Annotated in this window: 33 protein-coding genes; 32 read left to right on the top strand and 1 reads right to left on the bottom strand. The window is 42.4% G+C overall.

Annotated elements, in window-relative coordinates:
• Positions 1-406 precede the first annotated feature (406 nt).
• Positions 407-937: a GNAT family N-acetyltransferase gene (locus tag ACFORF_RS02995; RefSeq protein ID WP_380425359.1), complete on the bottom strand. Its 531-nt coding sequence runs from the start codon at positions 935-937 to the stop codon at positions 407-409.
• A gap of 259 nt (positions 938-1,196) precedes the next feature.
• On the opposite strand from ACFORF_RS02995, the gene adhE reads away from it, so the two are divergent.
• The 32 genes from adhE (at position 1,197) to rplQ (ending at position 21,746) form a co-directional block, all read left to right on the top strand.
• Complete coding sequence (adhE, locus tag ACFORF_RS02990) at positions 1,197-3,845, top strand: bifunctional acetaldehyde-CoA/alcohol dehydrogenase (protein ID WP_380425356.1); 2,649 nt, start codon at positions 1,197-1,199, stop codon at positions 3,843-3,845.
• Between the two features lie 143 nt (positions 3,846-3,988).
• A complete protein-coding gene (thrC, locus tag ACFORF_RS02985; RefSeq protein WP_380425353.1) occupies positions 3,989-5,473 on the top strand; it encodes a threonine synthase in 1,485 nt (494 codons plus the stop codon).
• 225 nt (positions 5,474-5,698) lie between these two features.
• Positions 5,699-6,991 (top strand): MATE family efflux transporter, encoded by a 1,293-nt coding sequence (locus ACFORF_RS02980; protein ID WP_380425350.1) that lies wholly within the window; start codon positions 5,699-5,701, stop codon positions 6,989-6,991.
• Between the two features lie 218 nt (positions 6,992-7,209).
• Positions 7,210-7,518, top strand: coding sequence for a 30S ribosomal protein S10 (gene rpsJ / locus ACFORF_RS02975; protein ID WP_380425348.1), 309 nt, complete (start codon positions 7,210-7,212; stop codon positions 7,516-7,518).
• 114 nt (positions 7,519-7,632) lie between these two features.
• Positions 7,633-8,259, top strand: coding sequence for a 50S ribosomal protein L3 (rplC, locus tag ACFORF_RS02970; RefSeq protein ID WP_380425345.1), 627 nt, complete (start codon positions 7,633-7,635; stop codon positions 8,257-8,259).
• Positions 8,260-8,283: 24 nt separating this feature from the next.
• Positions 8,284-8,907: a 50S ribosomal protein L4 gene (gene rplD / locus ACFORF_RS02965; protein WP_380425342.1), complete on the top strand. Its 624-nt coding sequence runs from the start codon at positions 8,284-8,286 to the stop codon at positions 8,905-8,907.
• A complete protein-coding gene (locus tag ACFORF_RS02960) occupies positions 8,907-9,203 on the top strand; it encodes a 50S ribosomal protein L23 (protein ID WP_380425339.1) in 297 nt (98 codons plus the stop codon). Before rplD ends, ACFORF_RS02960 begins: the two co-directional genes overlap by 1 nt.
• Positions 9,204-9,221: 18 nt before the next feature.
• Positions 9,222-10,055 (top strand): 50S ribosomal protein L2, encoded by an 834-nt coding sequence (gene rplB, locus ACFORF_RS02955; protein ID WP_380425337.1) that lies wholly within the window; start codon positions 9,222-9,224, stop codon positions 10,053-10,055.
• A 103-nt stretch (positions 10,056-10,158) separates the two neighbouring features.
• Positions 10,159-10,440: a 30S ribosomal protein S19 gene (gene rpsS / locus ACFORF_RS02950; protein ID WP_380425334.1), complete on the top strand. Its 282-nt coding sequence runs from the start codon at positions 10,159-10,161 to the stop codon at positions 10,438-10,440.
• 17 nt (positions 10,441-10,457) lie between these two features.
• The gene (gene rplV / locus ACFORF_RS02945) at positions 10,458-10,802 is read left to right on the top strand and encodes a 50S ribosomal protein L22 (RefSeq protein ID WP_380425331.1); all 345 of its coding nucleotides are present in this window, start codon (positions 10,458-10,460) and stop codon (positions 10,800-10,802) included.
• A gap of 11 nt (positions 10,803-10,813) precedes the next feature.
• Positions 10,814-11,467 carry a 30S ribosomal protein S3 gene (rpsC, locus tag ACFORF_RS02940; RefSeq protein WP_380425328.1) on the top strand — a complete coding sequence of 218 codons (654 nt, stop codon included), beginning with the start codon at positions 10,814-10,816 and terminating at the stop codon, positions 11,465-11,467.
• 3 nt (positions 11,468-11,470) lie between these two features.
• Positions 11,471-11,884: a 50S ribosomal protein L16 gene (rplP, locus tag ACFORF_RS02935; protein ID WP_024532333.1), complete on the top strand. Its 414-nt coding sequence runs from the start codon at positions 11,471-11,473 to the stop codon at positions 11,882-11,884.
• Between the two features lie 9 nt (positions 11,885-11,893).
• On the top strand, positions 11,894-12,100 hold the full coding sequence (gene rpmC, locus ACFORF_RS02930) for a 50S ribosomal protein L29 (protein ID WP_380425325.1): 207 nt from the start codon (positions 11,894-11,896) through the stop codon (positions 12,098-12,100).
• Positions 12,101-12,123: 23 nt separating this feature from the next.
• On the top strand, positions 12,124-12,384 hold the full coding sequence (gene rpsQ, locus ACFORF_RS02925) for a 30S ribosomal protein S17 (protein WP_380425323.1): 261 nt from the start codon (positions 12,124-12,126) through the stop codon (positions 12,382-12,384).
• A gap of 25 nt (positions 12,385-12,409) precedes the next feature.
• Positions 12,410-12,778 carry a 50S ribosomal protein L14 gene (rplN, locus tag ACFORF_RS02920; RefSeq protein ID WP_380425321.1) on the top strand — a complete coding sequence of 123 codons (369 nt, stop codon included), beginning with the start codon at positions 12,410-12,412 and terminating at the stop codon, positions 12,776-12,778.
• A gap of 72 nt (positions 12,779-12,850) precedes the next feature.
• Positions 12,851-13,156 (top strand): 50S ribosomal protein L24, encoded by a 306-nt coding sequence (rplX, locus tag ACFORF_RS02915; RefSeq protein ID WP_380425319.1) that lies wholly within the window; start codon positions 12,851-12,853, stop codon positions 13,154-13,156.
• Positions 13,157-13,180: 24 nt separating this feature from the next.
• The gene (gene rplE / locus ACFORF_RS02910) at positions 13,181-13,723 is read left to right on the top strand and encodes a 50S ribosomal protein L5 (protein ID WP_380425316.1); all 543 of its coding nucleotides are present in this window, start codon (positions 13,181-13,183) and stop codon (positions 13,721-13,723) included.
• Between the two features lie 17 nt (positions 13,724-13,740).
• Positions 13,741-13,926, top strand: coding sequence for a type Z 30S ribosomal protein S14 (locus ACFORF_RS02905; protein WP_380425313.1), 186 nt, complete (start codon positions 13,741-13,743; stop codon positions 13,924-13,926).
• A 204-nt stretch (positions 13,927-14,130) separates the two neighbouring features.
• Positions 14,131-14,529, top strand: a complete 399-nt coding sequence (rpsH, locus tag ACFORF_RS02900; protein ID WP_380425310.1) for a 30S ribosomal protein S8 — start codon at positions 14,131-14,133, stop codon at positions 14,527-14,529.
• A gap of 206 nt (positions 14,530-14,735) precedes the next feature.
• Entirely contained in the window at positions 14,736-15,272 is a 537-nt protein-coding gene (gene rplF / locus ACFORF_RS02895; protein WP_380425307.1) for a 50S ribosomal protein L6, read from the top strand.
• A 94-nt stretch (positions 15,273-15,366) separates the two neighbouring features.
• Positions 15,367-15,723, top strand: a complete 357-nt coding sequence (gene rplR, locus ACFORF_RS02890; protein ID WP_380425304.1) for a 50S ribosomal protein L18 — start codon at positions 15,367-15,369, stop codon at positions 15,721-15,723.
• Between the two features lie 17 nt (positions 15,724-15,740).
• Positions 15,741-16,235: a 30S ribosomal protein S5 gene (rpsE, locus tag ACFORF_RS02885; protein WP_380425301.1), complete on the top strand. Its 495-nt coding sequence runs from the start codon at positions 15,741-15,743 to the stop codon at positions 16,233-16,235.
• A 14-nt stretch (positions 16,236-16,249) separates the two neighbouring features.
• On the top strand, positions 16,250-16,432 hold the full coding sequence (gene rpmD, locus ACFORF_RS02880; RefSeq protein ID WP_380425299.1) for a 50S ribosomal protein L30: 183 nt from the start codon (positions 16,250-16,252) through the stop codon (positions 16,430-16,432).
• Positions 16,433-16,555: 123 nt separating this feature from the next.
• Entirely contained in the window at positions 16,556-16,996 is a 441-nt protein-coding gene (gene rplO, locus ACFORF_RS02875; RefSeq protein WP_380425296.1) for a 50S ribosomal protein L15, read from the top strand.
• Between the two features lie 14 nt (positions 16,997-17,010).
• Positions 17,011-18,321 (top strand): preprotein translocase subunit SecY, encoded by a 1,311-nt coding sequence (gene secY, locus ACFORF_RS02870; RefSeq protein ID WP_380425294.1) that lies wholly within the window; start codon positions 17,011-17,013, stop codon positions 18,319-18,321.
• Positions 18,322-18,450: 129 nt separating this feature from the next.
• Positions 18,451-19,095 carry an adenylate kinase gene (locus tag ACFORF_RS02865; protein ID WP_380425291.1) on the top strand — a complete coding sequence of 215 codons (645 nt, stop codon included), beginning with the start codon at positions 18,451-18,453 and terminating at the stop codon, positions 19,093-19,095.
• Between the two features lie 112 nt (positions 19,096-19,207).
• Positions 19,208-19,426 carry a translation initiation factor IF-1 gene (gene infA, locus ACFORF_RS02860; protein WP_146567765.1) on the top strand — a complete coding sequence of 73 codons (219 nt, stop codon included), beginning with the start codon at positions 19,208-19,210 and terminating at the stop codon, positions 19,424-19,426.
• Positions 19,427-19,451: 25 nt separating this feature from the next.
• Positions 19,452-19,568 (top strand): 50S ribosomal protein L36, encoded by a 117-nt coding sequence (gene rpmJ, locus ACFORF_RS02855; RefSeq protein WP_000868345.1) that lies wholly within the window; start codon positions 19,452-19,454, stop codon positions 19,566-19,568.
• 18 nt (positions 19,569-19,586) lie between these two features.
• A complete protein-coding gene (rpsM, locus tag ACFORF_RS02850) occupies positions 19,587-19,952 on the top strand; it encodes a 30S ribosomal protein S13 (protein ID WP_115271221.1) in 366 nt (121 codons plus the stop codon).
• 24 nt (positions 19,953-19,976) lie between these two features.
• Positions 19,977-20,360 carry a 30S ribosomal protein S11 gene (gene rpsK / locus ACFORF_RS02845; RefSeq protein WP_003080097.1) on the top strand — a complete coding sequence of 128 codons (384 nt, stop codon included), beginning with the start codon at positions 19,977-19,979 and terminating at the stop codon, positions 20,358-20,360.
• A 45-nt stretch (positions 20,361-20,405) separates the two neighbouring features.
• Positions 20,406-21,344, top strand: a complete 939-nt coding sequence (locus ACFORF_RS02840) for a DNA-directed RNA polymerase subunit alpha (RefSeq protein ID WP_380425289.1) — start codon at positions 20,406-20,408, stop codon at positions 21,342-21,344.
• Positions 21,345-21,359: 15 nt separating this feature from the next.
• Positions 21,360-21,746 (top strand): 50S ribosomal protein L17, encoded by a 387-nt coding sequence (gene rplQ, locus ACFORF_RS02835; RefSeq protein ID WP_195676122.1) that lies wholly within the window; start codon positions 21,360-21,362, stop codon positions 21,744-21,746.
• Positions 21,747-22,023: the final 277 nt, after the last annotated feature.

The raw sequence follows: 22,023 nt of genomic DNA, 5'->3' as shown, positions 1-22,023 counted from the left end.
ATCGCTTTTCATTATAGGTCATATGGGACTTTTTTTCTACATTCAAAAAGGCTCCATAATCTCTGCAGGGGAGCTACCCACTACAGAAATTATAGAGCCCAGTTTTGGAGGGTTTTTCTTTGTTATCATGAAGGGCTGAGTTTGGAACTCCGTTAGGCACTTTGATCAGGAGTGATTTTTTCGTTGACAAGTTGGAAAGCTATCCTTGAATAATTGATGCGATTTAACTCTTTGATCTACAGCGTTAGTGGCGCTCGATAGACTTAAGTCTCGACTGCCTTGTAGTATCTTAACATCAAGAGAACCCTCCAGTTTTGGAGGGCTCTTGGTATTTTATTGAAGATAGTAGTTAATGACTAGGAGTAGTAGAGAATGTTATCTAACTTTTTCAAACACAAATGCATCTTTAGTCAAGTTCAATCCAGTAGCGAAGCATGTGGTCGCCATCGCTTTCATCCAGGCGCGTGTCCTCATAGATACCGCCGTTAGCCAAAATGGTTTTCTGAGAGGCAACATTCCAGTCTGCTGCGGTTACGAGAACCTTTTGGATGCCTAATACTCTTGCTTTTTCGAGAGCCAAACGCAGTTGTTCGATTGCATAGCCTTGGCGTCGTTCACTTGGTAAAACAGAGTAGCCAATGTGTCCTGCAATATTGATGAGGTAGTCTTGGTTGAGGTTGTGGCGGATGTTACAGATGCCAACCATCTGGTTGTCACGTTCTCGGATACAGAGGAAGGTTGAAGAAGGAGCTCGACCAGGAGTGACCGTTTCAGGAGAAGCAGCACGTTCAAGGTGGTTTAGCCATTCGGAAACAGTCGCTAGCTGTTCAAGATGATTGCCTCCGTAAAGATGTTCATTTGCAAAGGCCTTTCGATAATTTAAAATCTGCTCTTCATAATCCAAGCTGGGTTTGATGAGTGAGAGCTTGTCCATGATGTAGTCCTCCTAAATTATGTTATGTCTATTATATAGCAAGTTTGTGAGGAGTCAATTTTGATTGGAATAGGTCCAGTAGGATAAGCAAAAAAAATTTTTAAAAAATATTGTGAAATTATTTACAAACTCATTTTTTTGTTATATACTAAGAGAGTAAAAAATATGTGAAGTTTTTAACAATGTATTGACAATGTTTTTATTATAACATATAATAATATTATAAAATTTCGCAAAAGGATAAAAATTTGGAGGAAATCCCATGGCTGATAAAAAAGTATCACCTGAAGACAAAGTAGCAAAGGCACAAGCCCATGTTGATGCCTTGGTCCAAAAAGGACTGGTTGCCCTTGAGAAGTTCCGCGAGCTCAACCAAGAACAAGTAGACTACATCGTTGCGAAAGCATCCGTAGCAGCCCTTGATGCCCACGGAATCTTGGCTCAACATGCCCACGAAGAAACAGGACGTGGTGTTTTCGAAGACAAGGCAACCAAAAACCTCTTTGCCTGTGAGCACGTGGTCAATAACATGCGTGGCGTGAAAACAGTTGGTGTCATTTCTGATGACCCAGTGACTGGAATCACTCAAATTGCAGAGCCTGTCGGTGTTATCTGTGGGGTAACTCCAACCACTAACCCAACTTCAACAGCGATTTTCAAATCATTGATTGCTCTTAAAACTCGTAATCCAATCGTTTTTGGTTTCCACCCATCAGCTCAAGAGTCATCAGCTCACGCAGCCCAAATCGTGCGTGATGCAGCGATTGCAGCGGGTGCACCAGAAGACTGTATTCAATGGATTACTGAGCCTTCTATGGAAGCAACTGCAGCCCTCATGAATCATGATGGTATCGCAACTATCCTTGCAACAGGTGGGAATGCTATGGTGCGTGCAGCTTACTCATGTGGGAAGCCAGCCCTCGGTGTTGGTGCAGGAAACGTACCAGCTTACGTGGAGAAATCAGCAGACATCAAACAGGCTGCCCACGATATCGTCATGTCTAAGTCTTTTGACAACGGGATGGTCTGTGCGTCTGAACAAGCGGTTATTATCGACAAAGAAATCTACGACGATTTTGTAACTGAGTTCAAGTCTTACCACACTTACTTTGTTAATAAAAAAGAAAAAGCCCTTCTTGAAGAATTCTGCTTCGGCGTAAAAGCCAACAGCAAGAACTGTGCAGGTGCGAAACTCAATGCCGACATCGTTGGTAAACCAGCGACTTGGATTGCAGAACAAGCTGGTTTCAAAGTACCAGAAGGAACCAATATTCTCGCGGCAGAATGTGCAGAAGTAGGCGAAAATGAGCCCCTTACTCGTGAAAAACTCTCTCCAGTTATCGCAGTCTTGAAGGCTGATGACACGGAAGATGGTCTTGAAAAAGCCCGTCAAATGGTTGAATTCCACGGTCTTGGTCACTCAGCTGCTATCCATACCAAAGACGAAGCACTTGCCAAAGAATTTGGTACCCGCGTACGTGCTATGCGTGTGATTTGGAACTCTCCATCTACTTTCGGTGGTATCGGTGACGTTTACAATGCCTTTATTCCATCATTGACCCTTGGTTGTGGTTCATACGGTCGCAACTCAGTCGGTGACAACGTCAGCGCTGTAAACCTCCTCAACATCAAGAAAGTCGGAAAACGGAGAAACAACATGCAATGGTTCAAAGTGCCTTCTAAGATTTATTTCGAACGTAATTCTATCCAATACTTGCAAACTGCAACTGGTCTAGAACGTGTTATGATCGTGACAGACAAGTCTATCGAACAACTCGGTTTTGTTCAACGTGTCATTGAACAACTTCAACAACGTAAGAATAAAGTTGTTTATACCATTTTCTCAGATGTTGAGCCAGACCCAGACATCACGACTATCCAACGCGGTGCCGAAGTGATGCGTGCCTTTGAGCCAGATACCATTATCGCCCTCGGTGGTGGTTCTCCAATGGATGCCGCCAAGGTGATGTGGCTCTTCTACGAACAACCAGAAATCGACTTCCGTGACCTGGTGCAAAAATTCATGGATATCCGTAAACGTGCCTTCCGCTTCCCATCTCTGGGTGCTAAAGCCAAATACATCGGTATCCCAACCACATCTGGTACAGGTTCTGAAGTGACGCCGTTTGCCGTGGTATCTGACAAGGCCAACAACCGCAAGTACCCATTGGCGGACTACTCATTGACACCAACTATCGCTATTGTGGATCCAGCCCTTGTAGAGACTGTACCAGGCTTTATCGCAGCAGATACTGGTATGGACGTCTTGACTCACGCAACAGAAGCTTACACCTCAAACTTTGCCAACGACTACACAGACGGTCTCGCTCTTCAAGCCATCAAGTTGGTCTTTGAACACTTGGAAAAATCTGTCAAAGAGTTTGACAGCGAAGCACGCGAGAAAATGCACAATGCTTCCACTATGGCTGGTATGGCCTTTGCCAACGCCTTCCTCGGTATGAGCCACTCTATGGCCCACAAGATTGGTGGACGTTTCCACACCGTTCATGGTCGGACAAATGCTATCCTCTTGCCATACGTTATCCGTTACAACGGTACGCGCCCATCTAAGGCCACAACATGGCCGAAGTACAACTACTGGAAAGCGGATGAGAAATTCCAAGATATTGCTCGCATGCTTGGCTTACCATGCTCAACGCCTGAAGAAGCTGTAGCAGCTTATGCTCAAGCTGTTTACGATCTCGGTGAGCGCGTTGGTATTGAGATGAACCTCAAAGCTCAAGGTATTGATGAGAAAGAACTCAAGAAATACTCTCGTGAACTGGCTCTTCTTGCCTACGAAGACCAATGTTCACCAGCCAACCCACGCTTGCCGATGGTTGACCACATGCAAGAAATCATCGAAGACGCCTACTACGGCTACAAAGAACGCCCAGGACGTCTCAAATAAGATAATATTCCCTGCTTATCTGAGCGGGGAATTTGCTTATATTGATAAAGAGTAGATATCTATGCTATTTTTCAGCTTATTCGTCACAATTTTCTGTATTTTTATGATAAAATAGTGGAAATAGATTTTTTGAGGTTATGAAGATGACGCTTATTTACCAATCAACTCGAGATGCTAATAACCAAGTAACGGCCAGTCAAGCTATTTTGCAGGGTCTGGCGACTGACGGAGGCTTGTTTACGCCTGTAACGCTCCCAGAGGTTAACTTGGACTTTAATAAGCTTAAAGATGCTTCTTACCAGGAAGTTGCGAAACTTATCTTATCTGCATTTTTGGATGATTTTACAGAAGCAGAACTGGACCACTGTATCCAATCAGCCTACGACAACAAGTTTGATACGCCTGCCATTGCACCTTTGGTAAAATTACAGGACCACTATAATCTTGAACTCTTCCACGGTTCGACGATTGCCTTCAAGGACATGGCGCTTTCAATCTTGCCCTATCTGTTGACAACATCAGCGAAAAAGCAAGGTGTTGACAATAAGATTGTCATTTTAACGGCGACTTCTGGGGATACTGGCAAGGCTGCTATGGCTGGATTTGCGGATGTTCCTGGGACTGAAATCATTGTTTTCTATCCAAATGGCGGTGTCAGCAAGATTCAAGAATTACAGATGACCACTCAGGTTGGAGACAATACCCATGTTGTTGCTATTGAAGGGAACTTCGATGATGCCCAAACAGCCGTTAAGCGCATGTTTAATGATGAGGTTCTTCGTGCCAAACTCCTTGAGCAGGGTATCCAGTTCTCCTCTGCCAACTCTATGAACATCGGTCGCCTGGTGCCTCAGGTTGTCTACTATGTCTATGCTTATGCGCAGTTGGTCCATAGCGGAGCGATTGTAGCTGGCGAGCCAGTCAACTTCACGGTTCCGACAGGAAACTTTGGTAATATCCTTGCAGCCTACTATGCCTCTAAGATTGGGGTTCCGGTCAACAAATTGATTTGTGCTTCTAATGAAAACAAGGTTTTGACCGACTTCTTCACGACAGGTACCTATGACAAAAAACGAACCTTCAAGGTCACAACTAGCCCGTCCATGGACATCTTGGTATCCTCGAACTTAGAGCGCCTGATCTTCCATTTGGTTGGCAATGACGCTGCTAAGACTAAAGAATTGATGGAAGCCTTGGTGGCACAAGGTGAGTACAGCCTTGAGAATGCCGACTCCTCTATTTTGGACCTCTTCGCAGCTGGATTTGCGACAGAAGCAGAAACGGCAGCAGAAATCAAAGCGGTCTATGAGAGCTCTAATTATGTCGAAGATCCACACACGGCTGTTGCCTCTGCTGTTTATCAGGCCTACCGTCAAGCGACAGGAGACCAGACCCCAACAGTTGTAGCGTCAACGGCAAGCCCTTACAAGTTCCCTCGTGTAGCGGTTGAAGCCATTGCTGGTAAAGACTCTGGCGATGACTTTGTGGCTGTGGCTGAGTTGACCAAGCTCTCAGGAGTGGCGATTCCAAATGCAGTCAATGGACTTGAAACAGCGCCAGTACGCCACACGACAGTTGTAGCGGCTGATGCCATGCAGACGGAAGTAGAGCGGTATTTGGGAGTATAAGTTAAAAAGAGGCTGAACTCAAGTTCAGCCTTTAACTATATTGAGTGAGAGTAGCTTAGGGCAGAGGGTGATTGGTGCTATAGCACTTAATGAACTGTATGGGGGTTCTAAGCTGGTGAGGCCAGCAGAAAGTTTCCCAACCACTGCGTTTGTTTATTTGACGATAAGAATAAAACGAGGCTAGGACTTTTGTCTCAGTCTCTTTTTTCCATTATAATAGTAGCTATGACAGAAAGAAAACGATTATTACAGCTAGCCCTGCCGGCCATGGCAGAGAACATCTTACAGATGCTAATGGGCATGGTGGATACCTATCTGGTTGCTCAGATAAGTCTGATTACGGTATCGGGCGTATCCGTAGCCAATAACATTTTGACCATCTATCAGGCTGTTTTTATAGCGCTTGGAGCGTCAGCAGCTAGCTTGATTGCTAAAAGTCTAGGTCAAAAAGATAGTCGTCAGACAGAGCGATTGATTTGGGATACCTTGGTCATGACCCTGGTACTCAGTGGGATACTAGGGATTTTTTCAATTCTATGCGGGCGGTGGCTATTGGCCTTGCTAGGGACTGAGTTGACAGTCAGCCAAACTGGTGGTCTTTATCTTGCTATCGTTGGTGGTGGAATTGGATTTCTTGGATTGATGACCACACTTGGGAGTATTTTACGGGCCAAAGGAAAACCCAATCTGTCGATGAAAGTAAGTCTGATAGCCAACATTCTAAATGCTATCATTTCAGCCTTGGCAGTATTTGTCTTTCATTGGGGAATGGTCGGTGTCGCAGCTGCAACGGTATTCTCTCGTTTGGTAGGCTGTCTGATTCTTTGGCGGGCCTTGGCCTTGGATGTCAAGAGTGTCACTCTAACAAGACCCTTCAACAAAGATTTATGTTCATTAGTTCTCCCAGCAGCAGGTGAGCGTCTCATGATGCGGGCTGGAGATGTAGTAATTGTAGCCATCATCGTTCGCTTTGGGACAGAGGTGGTAGCGGGCAATGCCATCGGCGAGACTCTGACCCAGTTCAACTATATGCCGGGGATGGGTGTGGCGACAGCTACAGTTATCTCAATAGCCCATAGTTTGGGGAGTGGAGACTTCCAGACGACCCAACGATTAGCCCGAGAAGCTTACTGGTTGTCCTTGTGGATGATGCTGCCTATTGGTCTTCTGACTTTTGCCTTCGGAGGGGGTTTAACCCATCTCTATACGGACAATAGCGGAGCGGTGGCTGCTAGCATGGTGGTTCTACTCTATTCTTTTATAGGAACGCCAGTGACAGCTGGGACCCTTGTCTATACGGCAGTCTGGCAGGGGCTAGGGCAGGCCAAACTACCATTTTATGCCACAACCTTTGGCATGTGGGTCATCCGTATCTTCTTGGGTTATATTCTTGGGATTTCCTTTAATCTTGGCCTTGCGGGTGTTTGGATTGCCACAGTTGTTGACAATCTATTTCGAACTATTTTCCTATATATAAGATATAAATTATTCTTTAAAAATGACTTGTTCCAATCGTGACAACCTTATGAAAACAGTTTCTTCAAAAAAGTTTAAAAAAATGCGTCAAAACCCTTGCAATCAAGGGCTTTCTTTGTTAAACTACTATGGTGCTGTGAAAAACAGCGCTTAGCTTTGATGCAAGAGGTTGCGACACGCTCGGTTGCATTGCCACGTAACCACCTGTCGGTTTTCTTGTGGAGCTAGCCTATATCTTATATAGACGAAAAGGAGAAAAGATGGCAAACAAAAAAATCCGTATCCGTTTGAAAGCGTACGAGCACCGTACACTTGATACAGCGGCTTCAAAAATCGTAGAAACTGCTACTCGCACTGGTGCGACAGTTGCTGGACCAGTTCCACTTCCAACTGAACGTAGCCTCTACACAATCATTCGTGCGACTCACAAGTACAAGGACTCTCGTGAGCAATTCGAAATGCGCACTCACAAACGTTTGATCGACATCATCAACCCAACTCAAAAAACAGTTGACGCTTTGATGAAACTCGACTTGCCAAGTGGTGTAAACGTTGAAATCAAACTCTAATCATAGAGCGAGATAGAAACGGAGCATAAAAAACGCTCGTAAAAAACTTTTTTGAGCATAAAAAACGCTCATAAAAAACTTTTTAAAATAAATAGTTAAAGGAAATATTTTCTCATGACAAAAGGAATCTTAGGGAAAAAAGTGGGAATGACTCAAATCTTCACTGAAGCTGGTGAATTTATCCCTGTTACTGTCATCGAAGCAACTCCAAACGTTGTTTTGCAAGTGAAAACTGTTGAAACTGATGGCTATGCTGCAGTTCAAGTTGGTTTTGATGACAAACGTGAAGTGTTGAGCAACAAACCTGCCAAAGGCCATGTAGCTAAGGCTAACACAGCTCCTAAGCGCTTCATTCGTGAATTCAAAAACATTGAAGGCTTGGAAGTTGGACAAGAAATTACAGTTGACACTTTCGCAGCTGGCGATGTAGTTGATGTAACTGGGACATCTAAAGGTAAAGGTTTCCAAGGTGTTATCAAACGCCATGGTCAATCACGTGGTCCTATGGCTCACGGTTCTCGTTACCACCGTCGTCCAGGTTCTATGGGTCCTGTTGCACCTAACCGTGTATTCAAAGGCAAGAACCTCGCAGGTCGTATGGGTGGCAACCGTGTAACGATTCAAAACCTTGAAATCGTACAAGTTGTTCCAGAGAAGAACGTTATCCTTATCAAAGGTAATGTTCCAGGTGCTAAGAAATCTCTTATCATCATCAAATCAGCAGTTAAAGCTGCTAAATAATAAGGAAAGGGGAAATCAGTTAACATGGCAAACGTAAAACTATTTGACCAAACTGGTAAAGAAGTAAGCACCGTTGAACTTAACGACGCAATCTTCGGCATCGAACCAAACGAATCAGTTGTCTTTGACGTTGTTATCAGCCAACGTGCTAGCCTTCGCCAAGGAACTCACGCGGTTAAAAACCGTTCTGCAGTTTCAGGTGGCGGACGCAAACCATGGCGTCAAAAAGGAACTGGACGTGCGCGTCAAGGTTCTATCCGCTCACCACAATGGCGTGGCGGTGGGGTAGTCTTCGGACCAACTCCTCGTTCATACGGCTACAAACTTCCACAAAAAGTTCGTCGCCTCGCATTGAAATCAGTTTACTCAGCTAAAGTAGCAGAAGAAAAATTTGTCGCTGTTGAAGCTCTTTCATTTACAGCTCCAAAAACTGCTGAATTTGCAAAAGTTCTTTCAGCACTTAGCATTGACTCAAAAGTACTTGTTATCGTTGAAGAAGGCAACACATTTGCTGAATTGTCAGCACGTAACATCCCAGGTGTTAAAGTTGCAACTGCAAACACTGCAAGTGTTCTTGATATCGTAAACGCCGACAAACTTCTTGTAACTAAAGAAGCAATCTCTAATATCGAGGGGGTTCTTGCATAATGAATTTGTATGACGTAATCAAAAAACCAGTTATCACAGAAAAATCTATGGTTGCTCTTGAAGCTGGAAAATATACTTTTGAAGTTGACACTCGTGCACACAAACTCTTGATCAAACAAGCAGTTGAAGCAGCATTTGAAGGTGTTAAAGTTGCTAGCGTAAACACTGTAACAGTTAAGCCTAAACAAAAACGTATGGGCCGTTACGTTGGTTACACTAGCAAAGTTAAAAAAGCCATCATCACTTTGACAGCTGATTCAAAAGCAATCGAGTTGTTCTCAGCTGAGGCAGAATAATCTTAGGAGGAATTAAACGTGGGTATTAAAGTTTATAAACCAACGACAAATGGCCGTCGTAACATGACTTCTTTGGATTTTGCTGACATCACAACAAACAAACCTGAGAAATCATTGCTCGTTTCTTTGAAGAGCAAGGCTGGCCGTAACAACAACGGTCGTATCACTGTTCGTCACCAAGGTGGCGGTCACAAACGTCACTACCGTATCATCGATTTCAAACGTAACAAAGATGCGGTTGAAGCAGTCGTTAAAACAATTGAATACGATCCAAACCGTTCTGCAAACATCGCTTTGGTTCACTATACTGACGGTGTGAAAGCTTACATCATCGCACCTAAAGGTCTTGAAGTAGGTCAACGTATCGTTTCAGGTCCTGAAGCAGATATCAAAGTTGGTAATGCACTTCCACTTGCTAACATCCCCGTTGGTACTGTGATCCACAACATCGAGTTGAAACCAGGACGCGGAGCTGAATTGATCCGTTCTGCTGGTACTTCTGCTCAAGTATTGGGACAAGAAGGTAAATACACTTTGGTTCGTTTGCAATCAGGTGAAGTTCGCATGATCCTTTCAACTTGTCGCGCAACTGTTGGTACTGTTGGTAACGGTGAGCATTCACTCGTTAACTACGGTAAAGCAGGTCGCAGCCGTTGGAGAGGTATCCGTCCAACCGTTCGTGGTTCTGTAATGAACCCTAACGATCACCCACACGGAGGTGGTGAAGGTAAAGCACCAGTTGGTCGTAAAGCACCTTCAACTCCATGGGGTAAACCAGCTCTTGGACTTAAAACTCGTAACAAAAAAGCGAAATCAGATAAACTTATCGTTCGTCGTCGCAACCAAAAATAATTTTAGGTTGAGACAACTAGTCGCTTAGCATCCGCCAGCTCGGTGGCACGTCGTAAGGCGTGCGGGCCGTTGTGGTACATATTTTAAAGGAGAAAACTACATAATGGGACGTAGTCTTAAAAAAGGACCTTTCGTCGATGAGCATTTGATGAAAAAAGTTGAAGCTCAAGCAAATGACGAAAAGAAAAAAGTTATCAAAACTTGGTCACGTCGTTCAACGATCTTTCCAAATTTTATCGGTTATACAATCGCAGTTTACGATGGACGTAAACACGTGCCTGTATACATTCAAGAAGACATGGTAGGTCACAAGCTTGGTGAATTTGCACCAACTCGTACTTACAAAGGTCACGCTGCAGACGACAAGAAAACACGTCGTAAATAATTTAGGAGGAACACATAATGGCAGAAATTACTTCAGCTAAAGCAATGGCTCGTACAGTGCGTGTTTCACCTCGTAAAACACGTCTTGTTCTTGACACTATCCGTGGCAAACACGTTGCTGATGCAATCGCAATCTTGAAATTCACACCAAACAAAGCTGCTACAGTGATTGAAAAAGTTCTTAACTCAGCAATCGCTAACGCTGAAAACAACTTCGGTTTGGAAAAAGCTAACTTGGTGGTATCTGAAACATTCGCTAACGAAGGACCAACAATGAAACGTTTCCGTCCACGTGCGAAAGGTTCAGCTTCACCAATCAATAAACGTACAACACACATCACGGTTGTCGTTTCAGAAAAATAGGAGGTAAAATCGTGGGTCAAAAAGTACATCCAATTGGTATGCGTGTCGGAATCATCCGTGACTGGGATGCAAAATGGTATGCTGAAAAAGAATACGCGGATTACCTTCATGAAGATCTTGCAATCCGCAAATTCATCAACAAAGAGTTGGCAGAAGCTTCAGTTTCAACTATCGAAATCGAACGCGCTGTAAACAAGGTTATCGTTTCTATCCACACTGCTAAACCAGGTATGGTTATCGGTAAATCTGGTAGCAACGTAGACGCACTTCGCGCTCAACTCAACAAATTAACAGGGAAACAAGTCCACATCAACATCGTTGAAATCAAAAATCCTGACTTGGATGCTCACCTTGTAGGTGAAAGCATTGCTCGTCAACTTGAGCAACGTGTGGCTTTCCGTCGTGCTCAAAAACAAGCTATCCAACGTACAATGCGTGCAGGTGCTAAAGGGATTAAAACTCAAGTATCTGGTCGTTTGAACGGTGCTGATATCGCTCGTGCAGAAGGTTACTCAGAAGGAACTGTTCCTCTTCACACCCTCCGCGCTGATATCGACTATGCTTGGGAAGAAGCTGATACTACTTACGGTAAACTAGGTGTTAAAGTTTGGATCTACCGTGGTGAAGTTCTTCCAGCTCGTAAAGACGCTAAAGGAGGTAAATAACACATGTTAGTACCTAAACGTGTAAAACACCGTCGCGAATTCCGTGGTAAAATGCGCGGGGAAGCTAAAGGTGGAAAACAAGTCGACTTTGGTGAATACGGTCTTCAAGCAACTACAAGCTCATGGATCACTAACCGCCAAATCGAGGCTGCCCGTATTGCCATGACACGTTACATGAAACGTGGTGGTAAAGTATGGATCAAAATCTTCCCACACAAATCTTACACTGCTAAAGCTATCGGTGTACGTATGGGTTCTGGTAAAGGTGCTCCAGAAGGTTGGGTTGCACCAGTTAAACGTGGCAAGGTGATGTTTGAAGTCGCTGGTGTTTCTGAAGAAATCGCTCGCGAAGCCTTCCGTCTTGCTGGTCACAAATTGCCAGTTAAAGTTAAATTCGTGAAACGCGAAGCAGAATAAGGAGAAGACATGAAACTTAAAGAAATTCAAGAATTTGTTAAAGAGCTTCGTGGCTTGTCTCAAGAAGAGCTTGCTAAGAAAGAAAACGAACTCAAAAAAGAATTGTTTGACCTTCGTTTACAAGCTGCAACAGGCCAACTTGATCAAACTGCTCGTTTGAACGAAGTTAAGAAGCAAATTGCACGTGTTAAGACTGTGCAATCTGAGATTAAATAATAGATTGGGAAAGGAGAATTTCAATGGAACGCAATAATCGTAAAGTTCTTGTTGGACGTGTTGTATCTGACAAAATGGACAAAACCATCACAGTTGTAGTTGAAACAAAACGTAACCACCCAGTCTATGGTAAACGTATTAACTACTCTAAAAAATACAAGGCACATGACGAAAACAATACCGCTAAAGAAGGCGATATCGTACGTATCATGGAAACTCGCCCACTTTCAGCTACTAAACGTTTCCGTTTGGTAGAGGTTGTGGAAGAAGCCGTAATTATTTAATCAACCTGAAAGGAGAAAAACTTAAATGATTCAATCAGAAAGTCGTTTAAAAGTAGCTGACAACTCAGGTGCTCGCGAAATCTTGACTATCAAAGTGCTTGGTGGTTCAGGACGTAAATTCGCTAACATCGGTGATGTTATCGTTGCTTCTGTTAAACAAGCTACTCCTGGTGGTGCGGTTAAAAAAGGTGACGTTGTTAAAGCTGTTATCGTTCGTACTAAAACAGGTGCTCGTCGTCCAGACGGTTCATACATCAAATTTGATGACAATGCTGCCGTAATCATCCGTGAGGACAAAAACCCTCGTGGAACTCGTATCTTTGGCCCGGTTGCACGTGAATTGCGTGAGGGCGGTTTCATGAAAATCGTCTCATTGGCACCAGAAGTACTTTAATCAACAATCAAACACAGTCCCCTGCCTCTGGCAGGGTGCCCAATCGGGCGTAAGAAATATTAGGAGAATACCATGTTTGTAAAAAAAGGCGACAAAGTTCGCGTTATCGCTGGTAAAGACAAGGGTGTTGAAGCCGTTGTTTTGACAGCTTTGCCAAAAGTTAACAAAGTCATCGTTGAAGGCGTTGCAATTGTTAAAAAACACCAAAAACCAAACAGCGAAAACCCTCAAGGTGCTATCGTTGAAAAAGAAGCTCCAATCCATGTGTCAAACGTACAAGTTCTTGACAAAAATGGCGTAGCTGGACGTGTGGGTTACAAATTTGTAGACGGCAAAAAAGTTCGCTACAACAAAAAATCAGGCGAAGTGCTTGACTAATCACGAAGGAAAGGAGAAATATCAATGGCAAATCGTTTAAAAGAAAAATACACTAACGAAGTAGTTCCTGCTTTGACAGAAAAATTCAACTACTCATCAGTTATGGCTGTGCCTCGCGTTGAGAAAATCGTTCTTAACATGGGTGTTGGTGATGCAGTATCAAACGCTAAAAACCTTGAAAAAGCAGCTGCTGAATTGGCGCTTATCTCAGGTCAAAAGCCGCTCATTACTAAAGCTAAAAAATCTATCGCCGGCTTCCGTCTTCGTGAAGGTGTAGCGATTGGTGCAAAAGTTACCCTTCGTGGTGAACGTATGTACGAATTCTTAGATAAATTGGTATCTGTTTCACTCCCTCGTGTCCGTGACTTCCACGGTGTTCCAACAAAATCTTTTGATGGACGTGGAAACTACACACTTGGTGTGAAAGAACAATTGATCTTCCCAGAAATCAGCTTTGATGACGTTGATAAAGTTCGTGGTATGGATATCGTTATTGTTACATCTGCTAACACTGACGAAGAAGGACGCGAATTGCTTAAAGGCCTTGGAATGCCTTTTGCTAAATAATATAGGAGGTAAATCTAATGGCTAAAAAATCTATGATTGCTAAGAATAAGCGCCCAGCTAAATTCTCTACGCAAGCTTACACTCGTTGCGAACGTTGTGGACGTCCACACTCAGTTTACCGCAAATTCAAACTTTGCCGTGTTTGCTTCCGTGACTTAGCATACAAAGGTCAAATTCCTGGCGTTATTAAAGCGTCTTGGTAAAATGATGAAACTTTGCCCCTGGTGAACAAAGCAAAATTAGGTAATCTAAGATATTTGCTTGCAAACGATTCGATTTATCTATTTTGCACCGTTCATAGGGCGAGTTCAAATTAGCTTTTCATCTGAGAAGCATACAACCAGCCCATTCGGGCTACATTAACTAGCAAGTGAACTTTTCAAACTACTAGTAAGAGGAGAAAACAAATGGTTATGACTGACCCAATTGCAGACTTTTTGACACGCATCCGTAACGCAAACCTTGCGAAACATGAAGTGCTTGAAGTGCCTGCATCAAACATCAAAAAAGGGATTGCTGAAATCCTTAAACGCGAAGGTTTCGTGAAAAACGTTGAAGTTATTGAAGATGACAAACAAGGCATCATCCGCGTATTCTTGAAATACGGTCAAAACGGTGAGCGCGTTATTACAAACTTGAAACGTGTTTCTAAGCCAGGTCTTCGTGTTTACTCAAAACGCGACGATATTCCACGTGTCCTTAACGGACTTGGAATTGCTATTCTTTCAACATCAGAAGGTCTTGTGACTGACAAAGAAGCTCGTCAAAAGAACGTTGGTGGGGAAGTAATTGCATACGTTTGGTAATCTGATTTTTCAGATTAGCTTACATAAAAGAACGAATTGAACACAGGCTAGAGTCTGTGTGAAAAAGACAAATCTTCCTAGAATGCAAGCATTCTTTGTCAGATTTTCTATTTTCACTTTGGCTCTTTAACGCCCTTTGTATCTTCGTTCGCCCCGTGAAAACTGGTCGCAGAGCGGCCTGACAATTTAACAGGAGAATATAAAACATGTCACGTATTGGTAACAAAATCATTACTTTGCCTGCTGGCGTTGAGATTTCTCAAAACAATGGCGTGGTAACAGCAAAAGGACCTAAAGGTGAATTGACTCGTGAATTCAACACAAACATTGAAATTCGTGTTGATGGAACAGAAGTTACTCTTCACCGTCCAAACGATTCTAAAGAAATGAAAACAATCCACGGAACTTCTCGTGCAAACTTGAACAACATGGTTGTTGGTGTTTCTGAAGGATTCAAAAAAGACCTCGAACTTAAAGGGGTTGGATACCGTGCTCAACTTCAAGGAACTAAATTGGTTCTTTCACTTGGTAAATCTCACCAAGATGAAGTTGAAGCTCCAGAAGGTATCACATTTACAGTTGCAAACCCAACTTCTATCTCTGTAGAAGGTATCAACAAAGAAGTTGTTGGACAAACTGCAGCCTTCGTTCGTAGCTTGCGTTCACCAGAACCTTACAAAGGTAAAGGTATCCGCTACGTTGGTGAATACGTTCGTCTTAAAGAAGGTAAAACTGGTAAATAATAGCATTAGGCTGGTGTTAAAAAGAATCTTCTTTCCGCTCAGCTATGCTTAAGTAAATCGCCCATAGGGCAAAAAATTGTAAGAGGTGAAAATTGTGATTTCAAAACCAGATAAAAACAAAATCCGCCAAAAACGTCATAAACGTGTACGCGGAAAACTCTCTGGAACTGCAGAACGCCCACGTTTGAACGTATTCCGTTCTAATACAGGCATCTACGCTCAAGTTATTGATGACGTAGCGGGTGTAACGCTCGCAAGTGCATCAACTCTTGACAAAGAAGTTTCTAAAGGAACTAAAACTGAACAAGCCGTTGTTGTTGGTAAACTCGTTGCTGAACGCGCTACTGCTAAAGGCATCTCTGAAGTGGTCTTTGACCGCGGTGGATACCTTTACCACGGACGTGTTAAGGCTTTGGCTGAATCAGCCCGTGAAAACGGATTGAAATTCTAATAGGAGGATACTGAATAATGGCATTTAAAGATAATGCAGTAGAACTTGAAGAACGCGTAGTTGCGATCAACCGCGTTACTAAAGTTGTTAAAGGTGGACGTCGTCTTCGCTTTGCTGCTCTTGTAGTTGTTGGAGACCGTAACGGCCGTGTTGGTTTTGGTACTGGTAAAGCTCAAGAAGTTCCAGAAGCAATCCGTAAAGCGGTTGACGATGCTAAGAAAAACTTGATCGAAGTACCTATGGTTGGTACAACAATTCCTCACGAAGTTCGTTCTGAATTTGGTGGAGCAAAAGTATTGTTGAAACCAGCTGCAGAAGGTTCTGGGGTTGCCGCAGGTGGCTCAGTTCGTGCGGTAATCGAGTTGGCAGGTATCGCAGACGTAACATCTAAATCACTTGGTTCAAACACACCAATCAACATCGTTCGTGCGACTGTTGAAGGTTTGAAACAATTGAAACGTGCAGAAGAAGTAGCTGCCCTCCGTGGCATCTCAGTTTCTGACTTGGCATAAGAAAGGAGAACATCATGGCTCAAATTAAAATTACTTTGACTAAGTCTCCAATCGGACGCAAACCAAACCAACGTAAAACAGTTGTTGCGCTTGGACTTGGCAAAATGAACTCTTCGGTTGTAACAGAAGCTACACCAGCTATCCTGGGTATGGTTAACACTGTATCTCACTTGGTTACTGTTGAAGAAGTAAACTAAGAGACTTTGAGTCGCTAGAGAAATTCTAGCGGCTTCTAGTCCATTTTATTGGCGAGTTTCTAGACTGCGTATCCTACACAGGCTAGAGGCGCTAGCATTTATACAAATAGGAGAAATTTAAACATGAAATTGCATGAATTGAAACCTGCTGAAGGTTCTCGTAAAGTTCGTAACCGCGTTGGTCGTGGTACATCATCTGGTAATGGTAAAACTTCTGGTCGTGGACAAAAAGGTCAAAAAGCCCGTAGCGGTGGTGGCGTACGTCCAGGATTTGAAGGTGGACAAACTCCACTCTTCCGCCGTTTACCAAAACGTGGTTTCACAAACATCAATGCTAAAGAATATGCTATCGTAAACCTTGATGCTTTGAACGTATTTGAAGACGGCACAGAAGTAACACCAGTTGTTCTTATTGAAGCTGGTATCGTTAAAGCTGAAAAATCAGGCGTTAAAATCCTTGGTAACGGCGAATTGACGAAGAAATTGACTGTTAAAGCAGCAAAATTCTCTAAATCTGCTGAAGAAGCAATCACAGCTAAAGGTGGCTCTGTAGAAGTTATCTAACGAGGTGACCCTCTATGTTCTTTAAAATCCTTAAGGATGCCTTGAAAGTTAAAAATGTTAGAAAGAAAATTCTTTATACCATTTTTATTATCTTCGTATTCCGTATCGGGACTCATATCACGGTACCCGGTGTCAATGCTAAAAATTTAGAGCAGATCAAAGATTTACCATTCTTAAACATGTTGAGTTTGGTTTCTGGTAACGCTCTAACTAACTTCTCTGTCTTTGCTATGGGGGTTAGCCCATACATTACTGCTTCCATTATTGTACAGTTGTTACAAATGGATTTGGTTCCACGTTTTGTGGAATGGGGCAAACAAGGTGAGGTTGGTCGTCGTAAGTTAAATCAAGCGACGCGCTATATTTCTTTGTTTATTGCCCTTTTTCAATCTATTGGAATTGTATCGCTGTTTAACGCTTTATCAAGTGTATCGATTGTTAAAACTCCAAATATCCAGACTTATTTTGTAATTGGTTGTATCCTAACGGCAGGTAGCGTTATCGTCACTTGGCTGGGAGAACAAATTACTGATAAGGGGTTTGGTAATGGAGTTTCAATGATTATCTTCTCAGGTATCATTTCTTCCTTGCCTGCGACAATTAAAAATTTCTATGAAGATTTCTTTGTCAATGTTAAGGGGTCGCAAGCTGGTCAATATGCCTTGTATGCTGTATTAATCATCTTAGCAGTTTTGGCAATCATTTTCTTTACAACATTTGTCCAACAAGCTGAGTATAAAATACCTATTCAGTATACAAAAAGAGCACAAGGTGCACCGACGAATTCTTATTTACCGTTAAAGGTGAATCCGGCCGGAGTTATCCCTGTTATCTTTGCAAGTTCTTTGACAGCTTTGCCGAGCACAATTATTCCATTAGTTGAAAATTGGCTTGGAAATTCACCTGCTTGGTTAACGACAGTCCAATCAGCTTTTGACTATACGACACCAATTGGTATGGTTGTGTATGCGGTATTGATTGTTCTCTTTTCGTTCTTCTATACTTTTGTTCAGGTAAATCCTGAAAAAACAGCGGAGAATTTACAGAAGAGTTCAGCTTATATTCCAAGTGTTCGTCCTGGACGAGAAACTCAGGAATTTATGTCAATGTTGCTGAAACGTTTAGCAACGGTTGGTTCTGTTTTCTTAGCTTTTGTTTCTTTAACGCCAATTTTGGCGCAATCAATTCTTGGATCAAGTAGCGAGTTTGCTCTTGGTGGAACAAGTCTTTTAATCCTAATCTCAACAGGTATTGAAAGTATGAAACAATTGGAAGGATACCTTCTGAAGCGTAAATATGTTGGTTTTATCAACACAGCAAAATAAAATAGAAACTGTAAGACTTAATGTTTTACCGGGGATTGGTAACCTAATGTTACCATTCCCCTCTATTTTGTTTTTTGATAAGTTTGTCAGTTAGGCAAATTTATTTAAAAACAAAATAAGGAGACTACTATGAATCTTTTAATCATGGGATTGCCTGGCGCTGGTAAAGGTACACAAGCTGCAAAACTAGTGGAGAACTATGGCTTGGCACATATTTCAACCGGGGATATGTTCCGTGCAGCTATTGCTAATGAAACAGAACTTGGGTTGCTAGCAAAGTCCTACATGGATGGTGGGAACTTGGTTCCGGACGAAGTTACTAACGGAATTGTCAAGGAACGTTTGGCTCAAGATGACATTAAGGAAAAAGGTTTCTTGCTTGATGGTTATCCACGTACTCTTGAACAGGCCCATGCATTGGATCAAAACTTAGCAGATCTTGGGATTAATTTAGATGGGGTCATCAACATTGAAATTGATCCATCTAAACTCTTGGAACGTTTGAGTGGTCGTATCATCCATAAGCAAACAGGAGAAACCTTCCATAAGGTTTTCAATCCCCCTGCGGGTGATTACAATGAGGATGATTACTATCAACGCGAAGATGACAAACCGGAATCGGTAGCACGTCGCTTAGAAGTTAATATCGCCCAAGGTCAACCAATCTTGGATCATTACCGGGCTAAAAACTTAGTTCAAGACATTGAAGGCGATCAAGATATTGAGCTTGTTTTTGAAGATTTGAAAAAAGCGATTGAATCCCTAAAGTCCTAAGGATTCTTGCTTGCAAACTAATGTTTGAAGTGATATAATAGTCAAGTCTGACTTATAATTGTTACCTCTGTGCTCAGAGGACATCAAATCGAAATTTAGGGGGTACTTTTGCGTGGCAAAAGAAGACGTGATTGAAATCGAAGGTAAGGTTGTTGAAACCATGCCTAATGCGATGTTTACTGTTGAATTGGAAAATGGTCATCAAATCTTGGCGACAGTTTCTGGTAAAATCCGTAAGAACTACATTCGGATTTTGGTTGGAGACCGTGTTACTGTAGAATTGAGCCCATACGACTTGACACGTGGACGCATCACATACCGCTTTAAATAGTCGAAATACTTGGAGGGATTAAAACATGAAGGTAAGACCATCGGTTAAACCAATTTGCGAATACTGTAAAGTTATTCGTCGTAACGGCCGTGTTATGGTGATTTGTCCAACAAACCCTAAACACAAACAACGTCAAGGCTAATCATAGAAAGGAGAAAAAATGGCACGTATTGCTGGAGTTGATATTCCAAATGACAAACGCGTAGTAATTTCATTGACTTACGTATACGGAATCGGACTTGCGACATCTAAAAAAATTCTTGCTGCTGCAGGTGTTTCAGAAGATATCCGCGTGAAAGATTTAACATCTGATCAAGAAGATGCAATCCGTCGTGAAGTTGATGCGATTAAAGTTGAAGGTGATCTTCGTCGTGAAGTGAACTTGAACATCAAACGTTTGATGGAAATCGGATCATATCGTGGAATTCGTCATCGTCGTGGACTTCCTGTCCGTGGACAAAACACGAAAAACAATGCTCGCACTCGTAAAGGTAAAGCCGTAGCGATTGCTGGTAAGAAAAAATAAGAAATAAAATAGGAGGTAAAGAAATTGGCTAAACCAACACGTAAACGTCGTGTGAAAAAGAATATCGAATCTGGTATTGCTCATATTCACGCTACATTTAATAACACTATTGTTATGATTACTGATGTGCATGGTAACGCTCTTGCTTGGTCATCAGCTGGTGCCCTTGGTTTCAAAGGTTCTCGTAAATCTACACCATTTGCTGCTCAGATGGCTGCTGAAGCTGCTGCAAAATCTGCACAAGAACACGGTCTTAAAACAGTTGAAGTTACTGTAAAAGGTCCAGGTTCAGGTCGTGAGTCTGCTATTCGTGCGCTCGCTGCTGCTGGTCTTGAAGTAACTGCAATTCGTGATGTGACTCCTGTACCACACAATGGTGCTCGTCCTCCAAAACGTCGCCGTGTATAATCATAATTAAGCGTACACAGCTTTTCGTTTAAGAGGGAGAACTAAATGATTGAGTTTGAAAAACCAAGAATAACAAAAATTGATGAAACAAAAAATTACGGCAGATTTGTCATCGAACCGCTTGAACGTGGTTATGGTACAACTCTAGGTAATTCACTTCGTCGTGTACTTTTGTCATCACTAGAAGGTGCTGCAGTAACATCAATCAAGATTGATGGAGTACTTCACGAATTTGATACAATCCCAGGTGTACGTGAAGATGTTATGCAAATTATCCTTAACTTAAAAGGACTTGCTGTAAAATCTTACGTTGAAGACGAAAAGATTATCGAACTTGATGTTGAAGGCCCAGCAGAAGTAACAGCTGGAGATATTTTGACGGATAGTGATATCGAAATTGTAAACCCAGATCATTATCTTTTTACTATCGGTGAAGGAACAAGCATGAAAGCTACCTTGACTGTTGGAAAAAACCGTGGATATATTCCAGCAGAAGCCAACAAAAAAGACGATGCACCTGTGGGTACATTGGCTGTAGATTCTATCTATACACCAGTGAAAAAGGTTAATTACCAAGTTGAACCAGCACGCGTTGGTAGCAATGATGGTTTTGATAAATTGACCCTTGAAATTGAAACAAATGGAACTATTATTCCAGAAGATGCTTTGGGACTCTCCGCTCGTGTTTTGATTGAACATTTGAATCTCTTCACTGATTTAACTGAAGTGGCACTAGCTACCGACGTGATGAAGGAAACTGAAAAAGCTTCCGATGATAAGATTCTTGATAGAACCATTGAAGAACTTGACCTTTCAGTTCGTTCATACAACTGTTTGAAACGTGCAGGCATTAATACCGTGCTCGATTTAACAGAAAAAACTGAACCAGAAATGATGAAAGTTCGTAACCTTGGCCGTAAGAGTCTCGAAGAAGTCAAAGTAAAATTGGCTGATTTAGGCCTCGGTTTAAAAAATGATAAATAAAAGTAGGAGGAACACATGGCTTACCGTAAACTTGGACGCACAAGCTCCCAACGTAAAGCAATGCTTCGTGATTTAACAACTGATCTTTTGATCAATGAATCAATCGTAACAACTGAAGCTCGTGCTAAAGAAATCCGTAAAACAGTTGAAAAAATGATTACCCTTGGTAAACGTGGTGATTTGCACGCTCGTCGTCAAGCAGCTGCATATGTACGTAATGAAATTGCATCTGAAAACTATGATGAAGCAACTGATAAGTACACATCTACAACTGCACTTCAAAAGCTTTTTGATGAGATTGCGCCACGCTACGCTGAACGTAACGGTGGATACACTCGTATTCTTAAAACTGAACCACGTCGTGGTGATGCTGCCCCAATGGCAATCATCGAATTAGTATAAAATCATCAATTTTGTTGAGTGTTATGATGATGGAATGGCTATGCCATTCTTAGTCTAGCTCTGGTCTGCCGTCGGGTTTGCCCGACGGTAACACTCATCATAATTTGAAATTGAACGCTTATTTACGAAATTTTTCTAATTTTTAAAAGAATTTCGTAAGTAGGCGTTTTTGAGTTCTGGCTCTTTGTCAACTGTAGTGGGTTGACCAATTTAACACCGAGAGAGGACAGGACTTGTCTTCTCTCGTTTTATGTTTATGGCAATGAAAATACGAGTT

Origin of the sequence: Streptococcus caprae (genome assembly GCF_042649745.1) — a bacterium.
GTDB classification, from domain to species: Bacteria; Bacillota; Bacilli; order Lactobacillales; family Streptococcaceae; genus Streptococcus; species Streptococcus caprae.
Note: the sequence above shows the minus strand (reverse complement) of the source record. Positions and strands in the feature narration are given on the sequence as shown.